General features: G+C 64.3%; 16 protein-coding genes and 1 tRNA gene. 4 read left to right on the forward strand and 13 right to left on the reverse strand.

The annotated features are described in order from the left end of the window. Window positions 1–154: 154 nt before the first annotated feature. Window positions 155–673, reverse strand: a complete 519-nt coding sequence (locus WAQ08_RS11340; protein ID WP_422191685.1) for a hypothetical protein — start codon at window positions 671–673, stop codon at window positions 155–157. A gap of 43 nt (window positions 674–716) precedes the next feature. Continuing rightward, entirely contained in the window at window positions 717–1,877 is a 1,161-nt protein-coding gene (locus WAQ08_RS11345) for a JmjC domain-containing protein (protein ID WP_422191775.1), read from the reverse strand. Between the two features lie 119 nt (window positions 1,878–1,996). Between WAQ08_RS11345 and WAQ08_RS11350 the strand changes: the two genes are divergently transcribed. Beyond that, a complete protein-coding gene (locus tag WAQ08_RS11350; RefSeq protein ID WP_422191686.1) occupies window positions 1,997–2,548 on the forward strand; it encodes an FKBP-type peptidyl-prolyl cis-trans isomerase in 552 nt (183 codons plus the stop codon). Window positions 2,549–2,578: 30 nt separating this feature from the next. Here WAQ08_RS11350 and dut read toward each other — a convergent pair whose 3' ends face one another. From dut to alaS, 8 genes are all read right to left on the reverse strand, one after another. Further along, window positions 2,579–3,037 (reverse strand): dUTP diphosphatase, encoded by a 459-nt coding sequence (gene dut, locus WAQ08_RS11355; protein ID WP_422191687.1) that lies wholly within the window; start codon window positions 3,035–3,037, stop codon window positions 2,579–2,581. 51 nt (window positions 3,038–3,088) lie between these two features. Then, window positions 3,089–4,333, reverse strand: a complete 1,245-nt coding sequence (coaBC, locus tag WAQ08_RS11360; RefSeq protein WP_422191688.1) for a bifunctional phosphopantothenoylcysteine decarboxylase/phosphopantothenate--cysteine ligase CoaBC — start codon at window positions 4,331–4,333, stop codon at window positions 3,089–3,091. A gap of 17 nt (window positions 4,334–4,350) precedes the next feature. Continuing rightward, window positions 4,351–4,989 (reverse strand): carbonic anhydrase, encoded by a 639-nt coding sequence (locus WAQ08_RS11365; RefSeq protein ID WP_422191689.1) that lies wholly within the window; start codon window positions 4,987–4,989, stop codon window positions 4,351–4,353. A 4-nt stretch (window positions 4,990–4,993) separates the two neighbouring features. Next, window positions 4,994–6,058, reverse strand: a complete 1,065-nt coding sequence (locus WAQ08_RS11370; RefSeq protein WP_422191690.1) for an AraC family transcriptional regulator ligand-binding domain-containing protein — start codon at window positions 6,056–6,058, stop codon at window positions 4,994–4,996. A gap of 118 nt (window positions 6,059–6,176) precedes the next feature. Then, window positions 6,177–7,061 (reverse strand): metal-dependent hydrolase, encoded by an 885-nt coding sequence (locus tag WAQ08_RS11375; protein WP_422191691.1) that lies wholly within the window; start codon window positions 7,059–7,061, stop codon window positions 6,177–6,179. A gap of 188 nt (window positions 7,062–7,249) precedes the next feature. Further along, window positions 7,250–8,155: a metal-dependent hydrolase gene (locus tag WAQ08_RS11380; protein ID WP_422191692.1), complete on the reverse strand. Its 906-nt coding sequence runs from the start codon at window positions 8,153–8,155 to the stop codon at window positions 7,250–7,252. Between the two features lie 158 nt (window positions 8,156–8,313). Then, a complete protein-coding gene (locus tag WAQ08_RS11385) occupies window positions 8,314–9,216 on the reverse strand; it encodes a metal-dependent hydrolase (protein ID WP_422191693.1) in 903 nt (300 codons plus the stop codon). A 217-nt stretch (window positions 9,217–9,433) separates the two neighbouring features. Further along, window positions 9,434–12,061 (reverse strand): alanine--tRNA ligase, encoded by a 2,628-nt coding sequence (gene alaS, locus WAQ08_RS11390; protein WP_422191694.1) that lies wholly within the window; start codon window positions 12,059–12,061, stop codon window positions 9,434–9,436. A 181-nt stretch (window positions 12,062–12,242) separates the two neighbouring features. On the opposite strand from alaS, the gene WAQ08_RS11395 reads away from it, so the two are divergent. Then, the gene (locus tag WAQ08_RS11395; RefSeq protein WP_422191695.1) at window positions 12,243–13,172 is read left to right on the forward strand and encodes an aspartyl/asparaginyl beta-hydroxylase domain-containing protein; all 930 of its coding nucleotides are present in this window, start codon (window positions 12,243–12,245) and stop codon (window positions 13,170–13,172) included. 80 nt (window positions 13,173–13,252) lie between these two features. On the opposite strand, the gene WAQ08_RS11400 is transcribed toward WAQ08_RS11395, so the two are convergent. The 3 genes from WAQ08_RS11400 to WAQ08_RS11410 all read right to left on the reverse strand — a co-directional run bounded on the left by WAQ08_RS11400 (window position 13,253) and on the right by WAQ08_RS11410 (window position 15,104). Then, window positions 13,253–13,326, reverse strand: a tRNA-Gly gene (locus WAQ08_RS11400). A gap of 46 nt (window positions 13,327–13,372) precedes the next feature. Next, window positions 13,373–14,134, reverse strand: a complete 762-nt coding sequence (locus WAQ08_RS11405) for a PEP-CTERM sorting domain-containing protein (RefSeq protein WP_422191696.1) — start codon at window positions 14,132–14,134, stop codon at window positions 13,373–13,375. 238 nt (window positions 14,135–14,372) lie between these two features. Continuing rightward, complete coding sequence (locus WAQ08_RS11410; protein WP_422191697.1) at window positions 14,373–15,104, reverse strand: hypothetical protein; 732 nt, start codon at window positions 15,102–15,104, stop codon at window positions 14,373–14,375. A gap of 265 nt (window positions 15,105–15,369) precedes the next feature. Between WAQ08_RS11410 and trmB the strand changes: the two genes are divergently transcribed. Beyond that, window positions 15,370–16,083 (forward strand): tRNA (guanosine(46)-N7)-methyltransferase TrmB, encoded by a 714-nt coding sequence (gene trmB, locus WAQ08_RS11415; protein ID WP_422191698.1) that lies wholly within the window; start codon window positions 15,370–15,372, stop codon window positions 16,081–16,083. 124 nt (window positions 16,084–16,207) lie between these two features. Next, window positions 16,208–19,342: a proline dehydrogenase family protein gene (locus WAQ08_RS11420; protein WP_422191699.1), complete on the forward strand. Its 3,135-nt coding sequence runs from the start codon at window positions 16,208–16,210 to the stop codon at window positions 19,340–19,342.

Genomic DNA, 19,342 nt, shown 5'->3' on the forward strand with positions numbered 1-19,342 from the left:
TGTCCTCAAAAGGTGTGTCAAAAACCGGAAAGCGATTGGAACTGTGCTTGGAACCACTGGCCCCAAGAATATGAGACAGCAGTTGTTTGGATGTAGCGCACCAATGAGATGCGCCGCATTCAAACCGCGATTATATGCTGCTTCGGGCTACTCCCTATAAACCCAATGTCGTTGCCGGCATAGCATCAATGGACCGTTGCGAAATCACATCACCGGCTTGCCACCATTCGCGCAAAGTGCTCGGCAGACGGCTCCACAAACCGGTTCCGTGCTCGGCATCGAGCAGCGAGATACCCAGTTTGCCTTCCAGCACCAGCATCGGCCTCAGGCTTTGCAGCGCGGAGGCTTCGTCCTCAGGCAATACCTTGCAACTGAGTTTATGGGCCCAGGTGGTGCGCCAGCGCAACCAACGCGGGTGCTGCTTGGGAACATGGCCCCAATCGGCCGCCAGCATCGTGCAATGCAGATGGCGCCCGCCCAGCGCCCACTGCTCCAGCGCTTCCACGCAGGCCTTCTCGCCCAGCGGCCACTGGCTGTAGTCGGCATCGAACATCAGCAGCGCGCCCGGTTGCGCAGCCGCTTCGGCCAGCAAGGCGCGCACGGCATCGGACCAAGCCCCCCAACCGTCGAGGCGGCCACTGTCGTGCGCGGGATCGGACCAGGGGGCATTCATGGCGGGTTTCCTCAGTGTTGATCGGGCTTATCGGCTTATGGGCTCATGGCGCCGGATGCAGCCAGCCGTCTTCCGACCACTGGTCGAGCAACTCGCGGGCCTCGGGGCTCGCGCTGGCGACATCGTGTGCACTGAGCCTACGGGCATCGGCCAGACGGCGCAAGAGGCGCGCATCGGCCCCGGCAGCGCGCCAGGATTCGCCGTTGGCAAAGAGGTGCTTGTCGTCGTACATCATGCGCGTGCGAGGGTCGAGCACCACGCCCACACCGTCAGGCAAGGGATCGCCCAGTTGGAACCACACCTTGGGCTTGGGCTCGGTCAGGATCTCGCCCAGGGCGGCATGCAGCTGCTGCGGATCGCGCAGGGCACGCGTGACGGCCTCGAGCGCAAAGGCCTGCAGGTCCGCGGGCATGCGCCCCGGCTCGGTGGTGGCAGGCTGCGCCGGATCCTTGTAAAGCTGGCGGGTGCTGTCGTCGAGGTTCTCGGCCACGCGTACCAGCAGCTCGGCCGCCAGGCCTTGCGCATCGGGCGCCCGGAAACCGATGGAGCAGGTCATGCACTCGCCACCTTCGGCGATGCCATCATGGGCCCAGCGCGGCGGCAGGTAGAGCATGTCGCCCGGCTCCAGCACCCACTCCTCCTCGGCCTCGAAGTGGCTGAGGATCTTGAGCGGCACGTCGGGCAGCAGGCTGTCGTCCTTGAGGCGGCCAATGCGCCAACGGCGCTGGCCATGCACCTGCAGCAGGAACACGTCGTACGAATCGTAGTGCGGCCCCACGCCACCGCCTTCGGTGGCATAGGAGATCATCAGGTCGTCGAGCCGGGCCTCGGGCACGAAGCGAAAGCGCGTGAGCAGTTCGTGCGCCGCCGGCACGTGCAGGTCCAGGCCCTGCACCAGCAGCGTCCAGGCGGGCTGCGTGAGCGGTGGCAGCGCGCGGCGCGCCAGCGGGCCGTGCGCCAGGCGCCAATTGGCCACGGGTGCGCCGGCCTTGGCCTTGCCACGCGCCTTGGCGGGTTGGGCCGCCCCCCCCTGCTCATGGACGATCAGGCGCGATTCGACGTCCTCCTGCCCGGCCAGCGCGAACAACGCCGCACGGTCCAGCGGCGGCTTCACGCCGGGCACGGCCTGGCGGATCAGCAGCGGCTTCTTCTGCCAGTGGCGGCGCATGAAGGTTTCAGGCGACAGGCCGCCCAGCAGGGGCATGGGCGTGCTCAGCGCGGCGCTCTCAGGCTGGCGGGCAGCACGCGGGGCCTTGGTTTTTTCAGTCAGGGTCTTTGGGCGGTTCATAGGGCGCCATTGTGCGGCGTGAGATGATTCGGGGCATGGACATTCGCAACCCCTGCGTGGTGAGCCTGACCTGGCGTCTCGAAGACGCCCAAGGCGAGCTCATCGATGAATTGAACGAGCCGATGGAATTCTTCTTCGGCGGTGACGACCTGCTCAGCAAGGTCGAAGAGGCCCTGATGGGCCAATCCACGGGCTTCGAAGCCGCCCTGCACCTGGAGCCCGAGCACGCCTTCGGTGACTACCACAGTGAGCTGGTGTTCTTCGAGCCGCGCGAGATCTTCCACGAGGCGGTCGAAGAAGGCATGCAGTTCGACGGCCCGCCAGAAGGCAGTCAGACGCCGGACATGCCCAAGGACGCGATCTACACCGTCACCGAGGTGTACGACACCCACGTGGTGATGGACGGCAACCACCCGCTGGCCGGCATCGCGCTGAATCTGTCGCTCAAGGTGATCGACGTGCGCGAAGCCACGGAAGACGAGATCGAGCAGGGCTCGGTGGCCCAGTCCATCTTCAGCTTCGCGCCGGAAGGCAGCGAAGGTGGCGCGGCGGACGAGGACATCCCCCCGGGCGCCACGCTGCACTGAGCCGCGCGGCCCGTGGCCTGATCCGGGTGATCAGGCCTTGCCGGTGGAGCCGAAGCCGCCCTGCCCGCGCTCGGTGCCCGCACCGAACTCGCTGACCACGTTGAAGCGGGCCTGCACCACGGGCACGATCACCAGTTGCGCGATGCGCTCCATGGGCTGGATCGTGAAGGCGGCACTGCCGCGGTTCCAGCAGCTCACCATCAGTGGGCCCTGGTAATCCGAATCGATCAGGCCGACCAGGTTGCCCAGCACGATGCCGCTCTTGTGGCCCAAGCCGGAGCGCGGCAGGATCATGGCCGCCAGGTTGGGATCGCCCAGGTGCAGCGACAGCCCCGTGGGGATCAGCTCGGCCTGGCCGGGCTGCAGCACCAGGGGCTGGTCCAGGCAGGCGCGCAGGTCCAGGCCTGCGCTGCCGGGCGTGGCATAGGCGGGCAGGACCTCGGCCATGCGCGGGTCCAGGATCTTCAGGTCGACGGATACGGTGCTCATCGAGAGGTTCGGTCAGGCAAGGTGATGGATGAGGTGCGCAGGCAGGCGGCTTCAGCGGCCGGCGGCGCGCAGGCGGGCGGCGATGTCGTGCATCAGCTCGCGCGCCAGGGTGCGCTTGTCAGCGGTGCTGCCATCGGCCGGCAGCGAGCGGTGGCTGTCGGCATCGACCACCAACAGGCTGTTGTCGTCACGGCCGAAGGTCGCGGGGCCCATGTTGCCCACGATCAGGGGCAGCTTCTTGCGCACCAGCTTGGCGCGGGCGTGCTCCAGCAGGTTCTCGCTCTCGGCGGCAAAGCCCACGCAGTAAGGCGGCTGCGGCAGGCCGGCCACGGCAGCCAGGATGTCAGGGTTCTCGGTGAGCTCGAAGGTGGGCGCGGCCTTCTTGCCGTCCTTCTTGATCTTGTGCGCGTTGAGCGTGGCCGGGCGCCAGTCGGCCACGGCCGCGGTGGCGATGAACACCTCATGGCTGGCCGCCTGAGGCAGCACCACGTCGTGCATCTGCTGGGCCGTGGTCACGTTGACGCGCGCCACGCCCCGCGGGGTGGGCAGGTGCACGGGCCCAGCCACCAGGGTGACCTGGGCGCCCATCTCGGCGGCAGCGCGTGCCATCGCGAAGCCCATCTTGCCGCTGGAATGGTTGGTGATGCCACGCACCGGGTCGATCGGCTCGAACGTGGGGCCGGCGGTGATCAGCAGGCTGCGCCCAGCCAGCACCTTGGGCTGGAAGTGCGCGATCAGCTCGTCAAGCAGCTCTTCGGCTTCGAGCATGCGGCCATCGCCCACCTCGCCGCAGGCCTGATCGCCCGCATCGGGGCCCAGAATGCGGGTGCCATCCAGACGAAGCTGCGCCACGTTGCGCTGCGTGGCCGGGTGCGACCACATCTCGCGGTTCATCGCGGGGGCCACCAGCAGCGCGCAGGTTTCACGCGGGCGAGCCAGGCACAGCAGGCTGAGCAGTTCGTCGGAGCGGCCCTGTACCAGTTGCGCCATCAGGTCGGCACTGGCCGGTGCGATCACGATGGCCTCGGCCCAGCGCCCCAGGTTGATGTGGGGCATGTTGTTGGGCTCGCGCGTGTCCCACTGGCTGGTCACCACGGGGTGGCCCGACAAGGCCTGCATGGTGACAGCGGTGATGAAGGACTCGGCGGCCGGCGTCATCACCACCCGCACGTCGGCGCCGTGGCGCGTGAGCAGGCGGACCAGTTCGGCCGACTTGTAGCAGGCGATGCCACCGGACAGGCCCAGCACGATGCGCCGGCCTTGCAGATCTTGGCGTTCAGCTTGGCGTTCAGACATGGGTGCGCTCTGGCCAATCAGGGGTGATGGCAGCAGCTGCGGCCACTGCCCAGATCGAAGAACTCGACCTCGCCGGTTTCCAGCGAATACTCGGCGCCGACGACCAGCAGGCCATCGTCCTGGATCAGCTGCTCCAGGATGGGCGAGCCATGGCGCAGGTGGTCCACCGACACACCGACGTTGCTGCGCACCGCCTGGTGCACCAGGGCGTCCAGGTCATGGCGCAGCTCGGTGTTCATCAGCCCCTCGACGGAGGGGCGTACGCGGTCCACAATGGCGGCCAGGTTGCGGGACTGGTTCTCGGCCGGGCGCTGCAGTTCTTCAATGGTGGCCAGGATCGCGCCGCAGCGCGAATGGCCCAGCACCACCACCAGGCGGGTACCGAAACGCGAGGCGGCGAACTCGACGCTGCCCACCTGCGAGGGAGCCACCACGTTGCCGGCCACGCGGATCACGAACAGATCGCCCAGGCCCTGGTCGAACACGATCTCGGCGGGCACGCGCGAATCGGAGCAGCCCAGGATGATGGCGATCGGCTCCTGTGACTGGGAAAGCTCGAAGCGCTTGGCCGGCAGCGGCTCATTGCCCTTGAGGCTGGCCACGAAACGTTGGTTGCCCTCGCGCAGGCGGTCCAGGGCTTCTTGTGCTGTCAGCATGGAATCAGTTCTGTTGCTCGCGCCAGGCCTTGGGCGTGGTGCCCTCCCAGCGCTTGAAGGCGGCCGTGAAGGCTCGGCGGTCGGAAAAACCCAGGCGGGCGCTGATGTCGTCGATGGACACACTGCCCTGCTTGAGCCACTGGCAGGCCAGGCGGTGGCGCATGCGGGCCTGCACGTGCAGGTAGCTGTCGCCCTCGTCCTTCAAGCGGCGCTGCAGGGTGCGAGCGTGCAGGTTCAGGCGCTCGGCCATGTCCTCGATGCCCAGCGCCAGCAGGTCGGGCTCGCGGGAGATCAGATCCTCGATCTCGGCGGCCACGCCCTGGCGGCGCACTTCCTTGCCCAGGCGCTGCTCGGCCAGGAAATGGGCCTGCTCGTGCAGGGCCGGGAAGGCGCCTTCCAGCGGTGTATCGAGAATGCGGCGCTCGAACACCAGCGCATCGTGCGCCTGGTTGAAGGACACGGGCACGTTGAAATACTTGCGGATCTCATCCGCGTAGCCCTCGGGCGCCGGGCCCTTGAGCTCGACGCCGATGAAGCCGTCCTCGCTGCCCTGCAGGTTGCGGCCGAACTTGCGCACGCTGGCCAGGATGCCCTGGGACACCAGGTGCAGCGGCAGGCCGAAGCTGTCCACATTGGGCACGGGCACGTCGAAGCTGATGACCACGCGGGCGACATCGCCCTCCTCCACCAGCTCGATCTTGATCCAGGGCAGCACCACGCGGCGCGCCAGGTCGGCCACGCCCAGCGCATCACGCAGGGTGGCGCTGGTGGTCAGCAGGGTTTCGAACTCCGGCAGGGATTCGAAGGCAAAGCTGTCGCCCAGCACCAGCGGGAAGTATTTGTTGGGCGACATGGCCACGCACTGCTCCAGCACGGAGATCAGCTGCAGTGGCGAGACCCGGGCGTCTTCCAGCCGGATCAGGTCGATCTTGAAGCCCGCCTCCTTGAACAGGGGCTGGACATTGAAGCCGCACTTGGCCGCCGCCTTGATCCAGCTCGAGAGCATGAACAGCGGTATGGGCTTGATGCCCAGGGCCTCGAGCATGGCGTTGGGGATGGGAATACGCATAAAAGAAATCGGCACACCCGGGCGGGGTGTGCCGAAGTCTAACCAACTAACGCGACCACGCGCCGGGAAATGTCAACACGCCGGCACTTGACGGAATCCGTCAAACACCCAACAGATGTCACCGGACGCCCATGGCCGTGCGCATCAGTTCGCTGGCCTCGATCGGGTCGCGGTTTTGATTGAAGGCAGCCAGCCACTGCTCGTAGCCGGGCTGGTCTTCTTCCTGCCAGGGGTGGAACTTGCGGCCGTAGTACGGGAAATAGGGTTTGATCAGGGGCGTCAGCAGGCCGCGCGGGCCCATCGCCCACAGGGTGCCCTTGATGATCATCTTGCGACGCTCCCACCACGAGAAGCCATCGGCCTCGAGCAATTGGTTGAGGAAGCGCTGGATCACCACCGGGAAGATGATGGTGGTCTCCAGCATGGCCAGCACGCGGGTGAAATAGCTCACCTTGGCGTAGTCCTGCATCACGTCGTAGGCCACGCCCTTGTGCTCGACCTCTTCGATGGCGTGCCAGGAGTACATGGCGCGCACGCGGTGGTCGGCGTCGCGCAGCACGTCGCGCTTGTCGAACAGGCTGTGGGCGCCGATGGAGGTGAAGTGCTCCAGCGCGCAGGTGATGGCCAGCGTGTATTCACGGCTGCGCGAGCCGCGGTACTTCACGAAGAGCAGGTCTTCGAGCCACCTCATCATGCTGTCGACGTCGATGCCCTGGGCGCGCAGGCGGTCGTTGTACTGGTTGTGCACCATGCTGTGCTGGGCTTCCTGGCGGTTGAAGCCCTTGATCTCGTCCAGCAGCTTGGGGTCGGAGATGCGGTCGCGGTAGTCGCGCACGCAGGTCATGAAGAAACGCTCGCCCGGCGGGAAGATCAGCGACAGGGCATCGAAAAGGCGCGTCTTGTAGGGATCGCCGCCAAACCAGTACTTCGGGATGTCCGGTGCATCCAGATGGAAGTTCAGACGCTCACGCGGCACGATCGGATGCTGCTCAGGTGTTGCCATGGGATGTCTCTTCGGTACTTTTGTTTGACGATGGCCTGACTGTAGAAAAAGTCCCGACCGCGTCACAGGATTCGGGGTGACAGCAGGGATGCACGAGCGACAGACCGCATTCAGAGTTTTCCCGCAAATTGCATCAAAAAAGGCCCCGAAGGGCCTGTGATGCGTGGAGAAAACGTATTCGGGGGCCGTCAGGCCAGCGCCATGGCGGCGCGCGTCTGCTCGCTGGCCTTGATCGGATCGCCGCTGGCGTTGAAGGCCGCAAGCCAGTGGTCATAGCCGGGCTGCTCAGTCTCCTGCCAGGGATGGTAGCCGGGCTTGTAGTACGTCCAGTAGTGCTTGAGCATGGGCTGCAGCAGGCCGCCCGGCTTGAACAGCCACCACAGGCCCTTGCGCATCAGGTTCATGCGCTGCCAGAAGCTGAAGCCGTCGTGGATGAACAGCTGACGCTGGATCACAAAGATGGTCTGCGGGAACATCAGGCTGGCATGCACCAGGGCCCACACGCGCTTGAGGTAGCCCACTTTGGCGTAGTCCTCCATCACGTCGTAGGCCACGCCCTTGTGCTCGACCTCCTCGATGGCGTGCCACGAGTACATGGCGCGCACATTGGGGTGCGCTTCCTTCATCACGTCGCGCTTGTCGAACAGGCTGTGCGCGATGATGGACGTGAAGTGCTCCAGCGCCGAGGTAGCGGCCAGGTTGTAGCCCTTGCTGTACTTGCTACGGTATTCCTTGTTGAGCAGTTTGTCGACGTAGCCCGTAAGCCTGTCGACATCGACGCCCTGGCGGCGCAGGCGATCGTTGTCCTGGCGGTGCACCATGCTGTGCTGGGCTTCCTGGCGGTTGAAGTCCTTGATGTCCTGCAGCAGCTTGGGGTCGGCGATCTGGTCGCGGAAATCGCGTACGCAATTCATGAAGTACTTCTCGCCCGGCGGGAAGATCAGCGACAGCGCATCCCAGAAACGGCTTTGGAAGGCGTCACCGCCCATCCAGTACTTGGGGATGCTGGGATCGTCCAGATTGAACTGGAGCTTCTCGCGCGGCACGATGGGGTGCACGGCGGGCGATGAGGCATTCGTATTTTGTGTTGTCATCGTCATCTCCTCTGCGGAACCTCGGAACACGATGACCGCACTGTAGGCAGGCTACAGCCCGCCTCACAGGATGCGAGATGACAGGTAGGAATCGGCGCCGACAAATGCAGTAATTAAAAAGGCCCCGAAGGGCCTTTGTGCATCGGTGAGCAAGGGGCTCAGACCAGCGCCATCGCCACGCGCGTTTCTTCGCTGGCCTTGACCGGATCGCCGCTGGCATTGAAGGCGGCCAGCCACTGCTCGTAGCCGGGCTGCTCGGTTTCCTGCCAGGGGTGGTAGCCGGGCTTGTAGTACGTCCAGTAGTGCTTGAGCATGGGCGCCAGCATGCCGCCGGGCTTGAGCAGCCACCACAGACCGCCACCGAACAGCTTGATCCGCTCCCACTTCGAGTAGCCATCATGGGCCAGCAGTTGCTGGCCGATCGTGTAGATGATCTTGGGGAACAGGTAGGTGGCGTGCACCAGCGCGATGGTGCGCTTGAAGTAGCCCACCTTGGCGTAGTCGACCATCACGTCGTAAGCCACGGCCTTGTGTTCCACCTCCTCGATGGCGTGCCACGAGTACATGGCGCGCACATTGGGGTGGGCTTCCTTCATGATGTCGCGCTTGTCGAACAGGCTGTGCGCGATGATGGACGTGAAGTGCTCCAGCGCCGAGGTGATGGCCAGGTTATAGCCCTTGCTGTACTTGGCGCGGAAGCCCTTGTTGAGCATGTCGTCGACATAGGCGGTGTGCTTGTCGACATCGACCCCCTGGCGGCGCAGGCGCTCGTTGTCCTGGCGGTGCACCATGCTGTGCTGGGCTTCCTGGCGGTTGAAGTCCTTGATGTCCTGCAGCAGCTTGGGGTCGGCGATCTGGTCGCGGAAATCGCGCACGCAGTTCATGAAGTACTTCTCGCCGGGTGGGAAGGTCAGCGACAGGGCATCCCAGAAGCGGCTCTGGAAGGCGTCGCCGCCCACCCAGTGCTTGGGAATGCTGGGATCGTCCAGATTGAACTGGAGTTTTTCGCGCGGCACGATGGGGTGCACGCCGATGGAGGGGGTGTTCGAACTGCTGCTCATCGTCATCTCCTCTGTGGTTCTTCGGAACCACGATGACCCAACTTTAGGTGGGGCTTTCCCGAAACGACAGGATACAGAGTGACATGAGGGAATCGGCGCTGACATTAAATGACCAGCACAAACCCTTGGTTCTTCAACTAACGCACATGCATTGCTGCGTCAGGCACGAAAAAGGCTCCCGAAGGAGCCTTTGACTGGACGGTGCGTGTGAGGCAGCTCAGAGGCGTCCGGCCACCCAGGCCTGCACGCTGTCCAGCGCCTTGGGCAGGCCCGAGGCATCGGTGCCGCCGGCCATGGCCATGTCGGGCTTGCCGCCGCCCTTGCCGCCCACTTGCTGGGCCACGAAGTTGACCAGTTCGCCGGCCTTGACCTTGCCAATGCTGTCCGCCGTCACGCCGGCAGCGATCTGCACCTTGCCGCCCTCGACCGCCGCCAGCACGATGGCCGCCGTCTTGAGCTTGTCCTTGAGCTTGTCCATGGTCTCGCGCAGTGTCTTGGCATCGGCGCCTTCCAGCGTGGCAGCCAGTACCTTGAGGCCCTTCACATCCACCGCCTTGGACAGCAGTTCATCACCCTGACTGGAAGCCAGCCTGCCCTTGAGGGCGGCGATTTCCTTTTCCAGCGCACGGATCTGGTCCTGCGCGGCGGCCACGCGGGCCGGTACCTCGGCGGGCGCAGCCTTGAGCAACGCGGCCAGGCCCTTGACGGTGCCTTCCAGGTTCTGGGTGTAGCTCAGGGCGTTGGCGCCGGTCACGGCCTCGACGCGGCGCACACCAGCGGCCACGCCGCCTTCGGCCACGATCTTGAACTGGCCGATGTCGCCGGTGCGCTTGACGTGGGTGCCACCGCACAGCTCCTTCGAGGTGCCGATGCTCAGCACGCGGACCTCGTCGCCATACTTTTCGCCGAACAGCATCATGGCGCCGCTCTTCTGGGCGGATTCCAGGTCCATCACCTGGGCGCTGGTGTCATCGTTGGCCAGGATCTCGGCGTTGACCAGTGCCTCGACCTCGCGAATCTCTTCTTCGGTGAGGGGCGCGTTGTGCGCGAAGTCGAAGCGCGTGCGCTCGGCCGTGACCTGCGAGCCCTTTTGCTGCACGTGGTCGCCCAGCACCTTGCGCAGAGCCAGGTGCATCAGGTGGGTAGCGCTGTGGTTGCGGATGGTCTTGGCGCGCAGGTCGGCATCGACCTTGGCGGTGACGGTATCACCCACCTTGATGCTGCCTTCGACGATGCGGCCGTGGTGGCCGAACACATCAGCCTGGATCTTCTGCGTGTCTTCGATCAGCACGCGGCTGGTGGCATTGCGCAGCTCGCCGCTGTCACCCGCCTGGCCACCGGATTCGGCGTAGAACGGCGTGTTGTCCAGCACGATCACGGCGTCGTCACCGGCATTGGCCTGGGCCACGGAGGCGCCATCGACGTAGACGGCGGTGACCTTCGCGCCTTCTTGCGTGAGGTGGTCGTAGCCATGGAACACGGTGGGCGCACCGCTGTATTCCAGGCCGGCGGCCATCTTGAACTTGCCCTTTTCACGCGCACGCTCACGCTGCAGTTTCATCGCAGCATCGAAACCAGCCTGGTCCACGGTGACGTCGCGCTCACGGCAGACGTCGGCGGTCAGGTCCACGGGGAAGCCGTAGGTGTCGTGCAGCTTGAAGGCGGTTTCGCCATCGAGTTGCTTCACGCCGGTGGCCAACGCACCGTCCAGGATCTCCATGCCGTTGGCGATGGTCTGGAAGAAGCGCTCCTCCTCAGTCTTGAGCACCTCGGTGATGCGCTTTTCCTGCTGGCGCAGTTCGGGGTAGGCATCGCCCATCTCAGCGGCCAAGGCCGCCACGAGCTTGTGGAAGAAGGGGGTGCGCGCGCCCAGCTTGTAGCCGTGGCGGATGGCGCGGCGGGTGATGCGGCGCAGCACGTAGCCGCGGCCTTCGTTGCTGGGGATGACGCCATCGGCCACCGTGAACGAGCAGGCACGGATGTGGTCGGCGATGACCTTCAGCGAAGGGCTGCCCGGGTCGAAACCGTCGCCACCCGAGGCCGACACGGCGGCGAGGGCCGCGGCCAGCAGGTTCTGGAACAGGTCGATCTCGTAGTTGCTGTGCTTGCCCTGCAGCACCGTGGTGATGCGCTCCAGACCCATGCCGGTGTCGACACTGGGCTTGGGCAGCTTGTGCATCACGCCGTCTTCTGTGCGGTTGAACTGCATGAAGACGTTGTTCCAGATCTCGATGTAGCGGTCACCGTCTTCGTCGGGGCTGCCCGGGGGGCCGCCGGCCACGTCAGGGCCGTGGTCGTAGAAGATCTCGGTGCAGGGGCCGCAGGGACCGGTGTCGCCCATCATCCAGAAGTTGTCGGACATGTAGCGGCCGCCCTTGTTGTCACCGATGCGCACGATGCGCTCGGCGGGCACGCCCACCACCTTGTTCCAGATCTCATAGGCCTCGTCGTCCTCGGAGTAGACGGTGACCCAGAGCTTTTCCTTGGGCAGCTTGAACTGCGTGGTCAGCAGTTCCCAGGCGTACTGAATGGCATCGTGCTTGAAGTAATCCCCGAAGCTGAAGTTGCCCAGCATCTCGAAGAAGGTGTGGTGCCGCGCGGTGTAGCCCACGTTGTCCAGATCGTTGTGCTTGCCGCCCGCACGGATGCACTTCTGAGAGGTGGTGGCGCGCGTGTAGGGGCGCTTGTCGAAACCCAGGAACACGTCCTTGAACTGGTTCATGCCCGCGTTGGTGAACAGCAGCGTGGGGTCGTCGCCCGGCACCACAGGGCTGGACGCCACGATGGTGTGGCCCTTGGACTGGAAGAACTCCAGGAAGGTCTTGCGGATCTCTGCGGCTTTCATTCGGGCGGCTTTCTAAAAGCGTGGGCGCAGGCCGCATCGGCAAATGCGGGGCTGCGGGCCTTGGGGGCGGAACCTCTGATTATAGATTTGAGGGGCCCTGCCCAAGTCCGCATTCAGCCTTGCGCCCTGTCGCACGGGGGTTTGCGCGACAATATGCGGTTGCTTCGCCTGCGTTCAAATCATGGACTTCACGCACTACTTCTGGCCGCTCGAAACCCGCCACTGGGTCTTGATCGTGTTCATCGCCGCCGCCCTGCACGCGCATTTCCGCGGCAAGGTGCGCTTCGGCGTGGCCCGCGCCCTCACCGATTTCACGGTGCTGATCGCCCCATTCAACTCGCTGATGGTGCTGTTCTCCAAGGTGGGCTCCAAAGCCTACTTGGACCCCAGGGATTTCCCTGAGCTGAAGATCCTCCAGGAAAACTGGCAGGTGATGCGCGAAGAAGCCCTGCAGTTGGATGGCAAAGGCAACATCAAAGCCGCCGACGGCTACACCGACATCGGCTTCAACTCGTTTTTCCGCACGGGCTGGAAGCGCTTCTACTTGAAGTGGTATGGCGACGACCTACCCTCTGCCCAGCAGATGTGTCCCAAGACGGTGGCCCTGCTGCGCCAGATCCCGGGCGTGAAGGCCGCCATGTTCGCCTCGCTGCCGCCGGGCGCCACCCTAGTCAGGCACCGCGACCCGTATGCCGGCTCGCTGCGCTACCACCTGGGCCTGATCACGCCCAACGATCCGCGCTGCTTCATCGACGTGGACGGCGAGCGCTATCACTGGAAGGACGGCGAGGTGGTGATGTTCGACGAGACCTACATCCACTACGCCGAGAACACCACGGACCACCCCCGCATCATCCTGTTCGCCGACATCGAACGGCCGGTCTACACGCCGGTGGTGCGCTGGATCAACAAGGTGTTCGCGACACTGGTGATGAAGGCCTCGGCCACGCAGAACGTGGAAGGCGAACCGATCGGCGGGCTCAACAAGTTCTTCTACCACGCCTACCAGATCCGGCTGAAGGGCAAGGCGCTGAAGGCCCGCAGTCGCACCACGTACTACGTGGGCAAGTGGGCCCTGATCGGGCTGCTGGTGTGGGCGCTGTTCTTCTGAGGCACCGATAAGCCCGACCAGGGGCGCGCCACAAAACAAAAAAGCTCCTCAAGAGGAGCTTTTTTTCATGAAGGCATTGCTGGAGCGGGCGATGGGAATCGAACCCACGTCTTGAGCTTGGGAAGCTCAGGTCCTGCCATTGAACGACGCCCGCCAAAGCGAAGTCATTGTATCGGCAAAACGATCACGCCCTTTTGCGATCAGGCGGCGCGCTTGCTGCGCCGCAGGACCGCGATGCCCGCCAGGCCCATGGCCATCATCACATAGGTTGATGTTTCAGGCACCATGGACGCGGCTGTCAGCGGGTTGTCCGAGATGGGCTTGCGCAATGCCGTCTTGATGTCGATGGTGATTGTGCCGAAGTTGAGCCCCGACATGACGCCCTTGAAAAGATCATCGACACCCAGAACGGATGCAAAGGTATCAACCGCTTGCCCCGTCAGTTTGAGGTTGCCCAACGTCTGGTTCATGGTCAGGGCCAGGCCATTCAACCCGATCTTCAGGTCCGTTTGCTCCGTGAACGAGTAGACCGCCATGTTGGTGCTCTTGCCGCCCCACATCACATCGGCATAGACCTTGTCTGTGGTGTAGTCGATGGCAAAGTTGGCCAGCCCCAACTGTGCATAACCACGCGTGAGCAACAAGCCAGACCCGATGGCTTCACCCGAGTTGGGAGAAATCTTCAGATTCCAGCCAATGGACACATCGGCATTGGTCACGGGCAGGACGAACGTAGGAACACTGGTGTTCCCCGTGGTCACACTGCCGCTCTGATAGGCATTGCCCATCGTGCTGAAAGATATGTCCAGCAGGTTCGTCGCGTTATAGGCAGACGCCGAAAACTGCAAGGTCGAATTGGCCTGGAGGTAAGTCGTGTCCAGCGAAAGCGCCGAAGCGCTGGTGCTCACACCAAACCCCAAGGCGGCGACAAGGGTCAGCCCCCCACGGTTGAACAACTGCATGTGCATCACCATTTCCCGCTAAATGATTGGATGGATGAATGATGCCTGTGATGGTCATACTTTTGGTTACTCACAGGGGCCGTGCCATGCCTCCAGAGGCGCTTATCGGGAAAACTGCGCACACTTTTCCGCGCTGATTCTTGAATGCCCTCTCTGTCAAAAGAGACCGGAAAACAAAAAACCCGCCGGCTTTCGCCGGCGGGTCCACTTTCAGGAATTACCTTGCAGCGCGCGCGAATCAGGGAGCGGGGCTGGCAGGGATGTCAGCAGCCGTGAACGGCGTGGCATTGGCCTTGGGCGAACGCTTGTAAGAGGTCACCAGGACGCTGATCGTGCCGAAGTCCAGAGCGGCCAGTTGAGGACGCAGGATGTCTTCGATGTACAGGCCGTTACCCAGCAGATCTTGTGCTTCTTGCGTGAGCTTGAGCTTGCCGATCTTCACGCTCTGGTTCAGCACCAGGTTCTTGAAGCTGATCTTTTGCGGCTCGACTACGTCGAAATCATAAATGGTGGCCTTGGTCTTGGTCAGCTTGCCGTCGGTGAACACGTCGGCGTACACGATTTCCTTGTCGAAATCGATGGAGAAGTTGGCCAGCACCACATTGACATAGCCACGCTTCAGTTGCAGGGCAGAGCGCGACGATTGACCGCTGTTGGCGGTGATCTTCAGGTCCCAGCCAATGGAGACGGTGGCCTTGGTCACGGGCATGTTGTAGCGCGGAACCGGCACGTTCTTCTGCAGCGTTTCGCTCCACTCCTGGCCGTCCGCCAGCTTGGTCGTATTGGCCAGTGCGCCGAATTCGATGTAGGCAGCCGAGGACACGTTGTAGGCAATGTTGCCCAGTTGCAGCACGGCATCAGCCTTCAGAGGAGAGGTGTCCAGGGTAATGCCTGCCGAAGCGGCACCACTGAACGCCAGACCAGTTGCCAGAACCGAACCAACCACAGCGCTCTTGAAAGAAGGGATCATGGTGTTACTCCGTTGAAGAAAGTCTTGAATGGGTGTTATCTAACGACGCCCTCATCATGCCTGCCCGATCTGTCTCACCGCATTAGGCGTTTGCCCGTAACCCATTGAACGGGGGGGCGGTTCGTGACTTTTGTCGCCCCCGCGAATGAGGGGGCAATATCAGGCGCAACCCTAGCCCGTGGTTTTTCGTCCAGATTGGATGACAATCCGCCACCGTGCCGCTGATTGCCCGGACGGCCAGCCACACGCCCTCGAAGTTCCCACCATGCAAGAAAACTCCCCGGACACATCGGAAGACCCGGCAAGCCCTGCCCACCCGCGCACCATCCGCAGCTATGTGATGCGTGCCGGCCGCACCACCGAAGGCCAGAACCGCGCCCTGGCGGATCTGGGGCCTCGCTTCCTGCTGCCCTACACACAGGCGGCCATGGATTTCCCCGCCACGTTCGGACGCACCGCGCCCGTCGTGCTGGAAATCGGGTTCGGCATGGGAGAAGCCTCGGCACAGATCGCCGCCACGTTGCCTGACAGCGACTTCATCGGCTGCGAAGTGCATGAGCCAGGTGTGGGGGCCTACCTCAAGCGCATCGGCGAGCAGGGGCTCAGCAATGTGCGGATCATTCGCCACGACGCGGTCGAAGTGCTGGAAAACATGATCCAGCCTGCCACGCTGTCGGGCGTTCACATCTTCTTCCCGGATCCCTGGCACAAGAAGCGTCATCACAAGCGTCGCCTCGTTCAACCCCCCCTCATCGCCCTGCTGGCATCACGCCTGGCGCCCGGCGGCTACCTGCATTGCGCGACCGACTGGGAGCCCTACGCCCAACAGATGCTGGAGGTTCTGTCAGCAGAGCCGCAATTGAGCAACACGACCGACACCTACGCGGCAAAGCCCAGCTACCGCCCACTCACCAAGTTCGAGAACCGCGGCCTGCGCCTGGGCCACGGCGTTTGGGATCTGGTGTTCCGCAAGCGCTGACACCGCACGACTGACATCCACCGGTTTTGCCGGACATCCGTCATGGACGTCCGGCACGGATCCCGCTACGCTCACGGCATCCCTTGCATGATCTGCATGACCTTGCGTGAGGAGTCTGTCACCCGTGAGCTCAGTGCCACCCGGCGAACGCCTGCCACCGCCCTGGCGCGATGAAGCCAAGGCGGTGGCAAGCCTGACCGACCGTCTGTCAGGCCTTCTGGACTGGAGCGCCGTGCGGGCCTGTTGCGAGCCCTGGGCACAGGCCGCGCGCAAGCACCCTGGGCCGCCCTGGGCGCTCGAATCTCTGCTCCATGAGTTTCCGCTGAGCAGCCAGGAAGGGCTGGGCCTGATGCGACTGGCCGAAGCCCTGTTGCGGGTGCCCGATGCGGACACGGCTCTGGCGCTCACGTCCGACCAACTCAAAGGGCGGGCCGGCTGGGCTCGCAACGACCTCCGCGGCGCGAACGACCACAGTTTGGCTGGCGCCCTCACACACCGTGTGCTGGCTCTGGGTCAGGCCCTGCTCCCACCAGTGGACCAAGGCCCTCGCGGATGGCTGCAACGCCTGGGGGCGCCCACGGTCGTCGCGGCCACAGCCCGGGCCGTGCAGTTGCTGGGCCAACAGTTTGTGCTCGGCCAGGACATCGAAGAAGCCATGGCTCGCGCACAGCATCAACGGCCAGCTTCCGATCCGTCCCGCCGCCTGCGCTTCAGCTTCGACATGCTGGGGGAAGGCGCACGCACATGGGAGGATGCCGAACGCTATTTCAAGGCCTATCAAGGTGCGTTGTCGCAACTCGCTGCCCATGCGAGAGCGCCCTTGAGCTCGCACGCTCTCGACACGCAACGGCCCGATGGCTTGTCCATCAAGCTGTCAGCGCTCCACCCACGGTTCGATGTGCTGCACACGCCATCCGTGATGGCGCACCTGCTGCCCCGATTGACCGAACTGGCCACGCAGGCCGCCCAGGCCGGACTGCAACTGACATTGGATGCCGAAGAATCCTGGCGGCTCGAGTTGCAACTGGATGTGCTGGAGACACTGCTGGAGCGGCTGAAAAATGTTGACCAGATCGGCAACTGGCACGGCCTCGGCCTGGCCGTGCAGGCCTACCAGCACCGCGCCTTGCATGTTATCGACGAGGTAGCCCGTCTGGCCCGCCAACATGGCCGCCCCCTGACCATCAGGCTGGTCAAGGGCGCCTACTGGGATGCCGAACTCAAACGTGCACAAGAGCTCGGCCTGCCGGGCTTTACTGTCTACACACACAAGGCGCACACGGACCTCAGCTACCTGGCCTGCGCCCATCAACTGCTGACCTGTCACCCACACGTGCGACCCCAGTTCGCCACCCACAATGCCGCCACGGTGGCCGCTGTGATGCAGTTGGCCCAGCGACTGAACGTGCAGACGCATGCATTGCAATGGCAAAGGCTGCAAGGCATGGGAGAAGCCACCTGGCGCGAAATCATGGCCAGCCAGCCCTCGATGGACCTGTGCATCTACGCCCCCGTGGGCTCGCACCGCGAACTGCTGGCCTACCTGGTGAGGCGCTTGCTCGAGAATGGCGCGAACACCTCTTTCGTGCACCAGTTGGCAGACCACACCGTGCCCATGACCGAGTTGCTGGCATCGCCACTCGCACAGGCTGCCATGGGGGCTGGAGACGAAGGGCACCAACCTGCCGTGGCCCTGCCGCACCGGCTTTTCGGCGCGGCTCGGGCCAACAGCAAGGGGCTGGACGTGCACCACGCACCGCATCGCATCACCTTGAGCAACGCCTTGCCCGCCGCGCACATCCGCCTTGCTGCAGACCATGTCGAATCGACACCCGAAGAAGCCGAACAGGCCATGTCACGCCTGCCTACCGGCGTGCCCGACTGGGAGCAGTTGGGCACCGCCCGATGCGAGATCCTTGAGCGCACAGCCAACGCACTGGAGCATGACTTCGACAGTTGGGCAGCCGACCTGGTCGCCGAAGGCGGCAAGACATGGGCAGATGCCGTCGCAGAGGTGCGCGAGACCATCGACTTCGCGCGCTACTATGCCCAGCAAGCGCGCGAATGGCTGCAGCCACGTGACCTGCCTGGGCCTACGGGCGAGCACAACCAATGGCGCCTGCGCCCCCGCGGCGTCTGGGTCTGCATTGCGCCATGGAATTTCCCGCTGGCCATCTTTGCTGGCCAGGCGATGGCCGCCCTGGTGATGGGCAACGCGGTGGCGGCCAAACCGGCCGAGCAGACGCCCCGCATTGCCCGTCGCTTCACCGACCTGTTGCTGCAGGAGGGCGTGCCCAGCGCGGTGCTGGCCTGCCTGTGCGGCAGCGGTGCCAGCGTGGGCGAGGCGTTGGTCAAGCATCCAGCCTGCGCCGGCGTGGCCTTCACGGGGTCTGTGCGCACGGGTCTGCGGCTGCAGCAGATCCTCAGCCACCGTGCCATGGAACGTGCTCAACCCATCGTGCCGCTCATCGCCGAAACCGGCGGGCTCAATGCCCTGATCGCCGACAGCACCGCCTTGCCCGAGCAATTGCTCGACACGGTCCTGGGCAGCGCCTTCGCCAGCGCAGGACAACGGTGCTCCGCCCTTCGACTGCTCTGCGTGCACACGGCCCTGGCCGATGCATTCGAGGCCATGCTGGAAGGTGCGCTTCGCACACTGGTGGTCGGTGCGCCACGCGACTGGACCACGGATGTGGGGCCTGTGATCGACGAGCGCGCCCGGCGACGGCTGGAGGCCCACACCACCCACCTGGCTTCGCTGGCCAGCCTGCGCGACAGCGGCGTGCGGCTGATCGGCCAGGCAGCATCACCCGATGCGGACCAGGACGTGACTCAGCCTTTTGTCGTGCCCTCGGCATGGTCCATTCCACGCGTGGACATGCTGACCGACGAGCACTTCGGGCCCATCCTGCACGTGGTGCGTTGGGGCCCTGGCTGCGAGGCCGATTCGCTCGATGCACTGATCGACCGCATCAACGCCACGGGCTTCGGCTTGACCTTGGGCGTGCACACGCGCATCGATGCCCGCGTCGAGCATGTGGCCCGGCGCGTGCGCGTTGGCAATGTCTATGTGAACCGCGGCATGACAGGCGCGGTGGTGGGCTCTCAGCCCTTTGGCGGGCAAGGCCTGAGCGGCACCGGCCCCAAGGCGGGCGGGCCACTGTACCTGCCCCGTTTCGCCACGGAGCAGGTGGTGTGCATCAACACGGCGGCTGCCGGAGGCAACGCCGCGTTGATGACGAATCCGACGATTCGCTAG

This window comes from Aquabacterium sp. (genome assembly GCF_049274795.1).
GTDB lineage: Bacteria > Pseudomonadota > Gammaproteobacteria > Burkholderiales > Burkholderiaceae_C > Aquabacterium.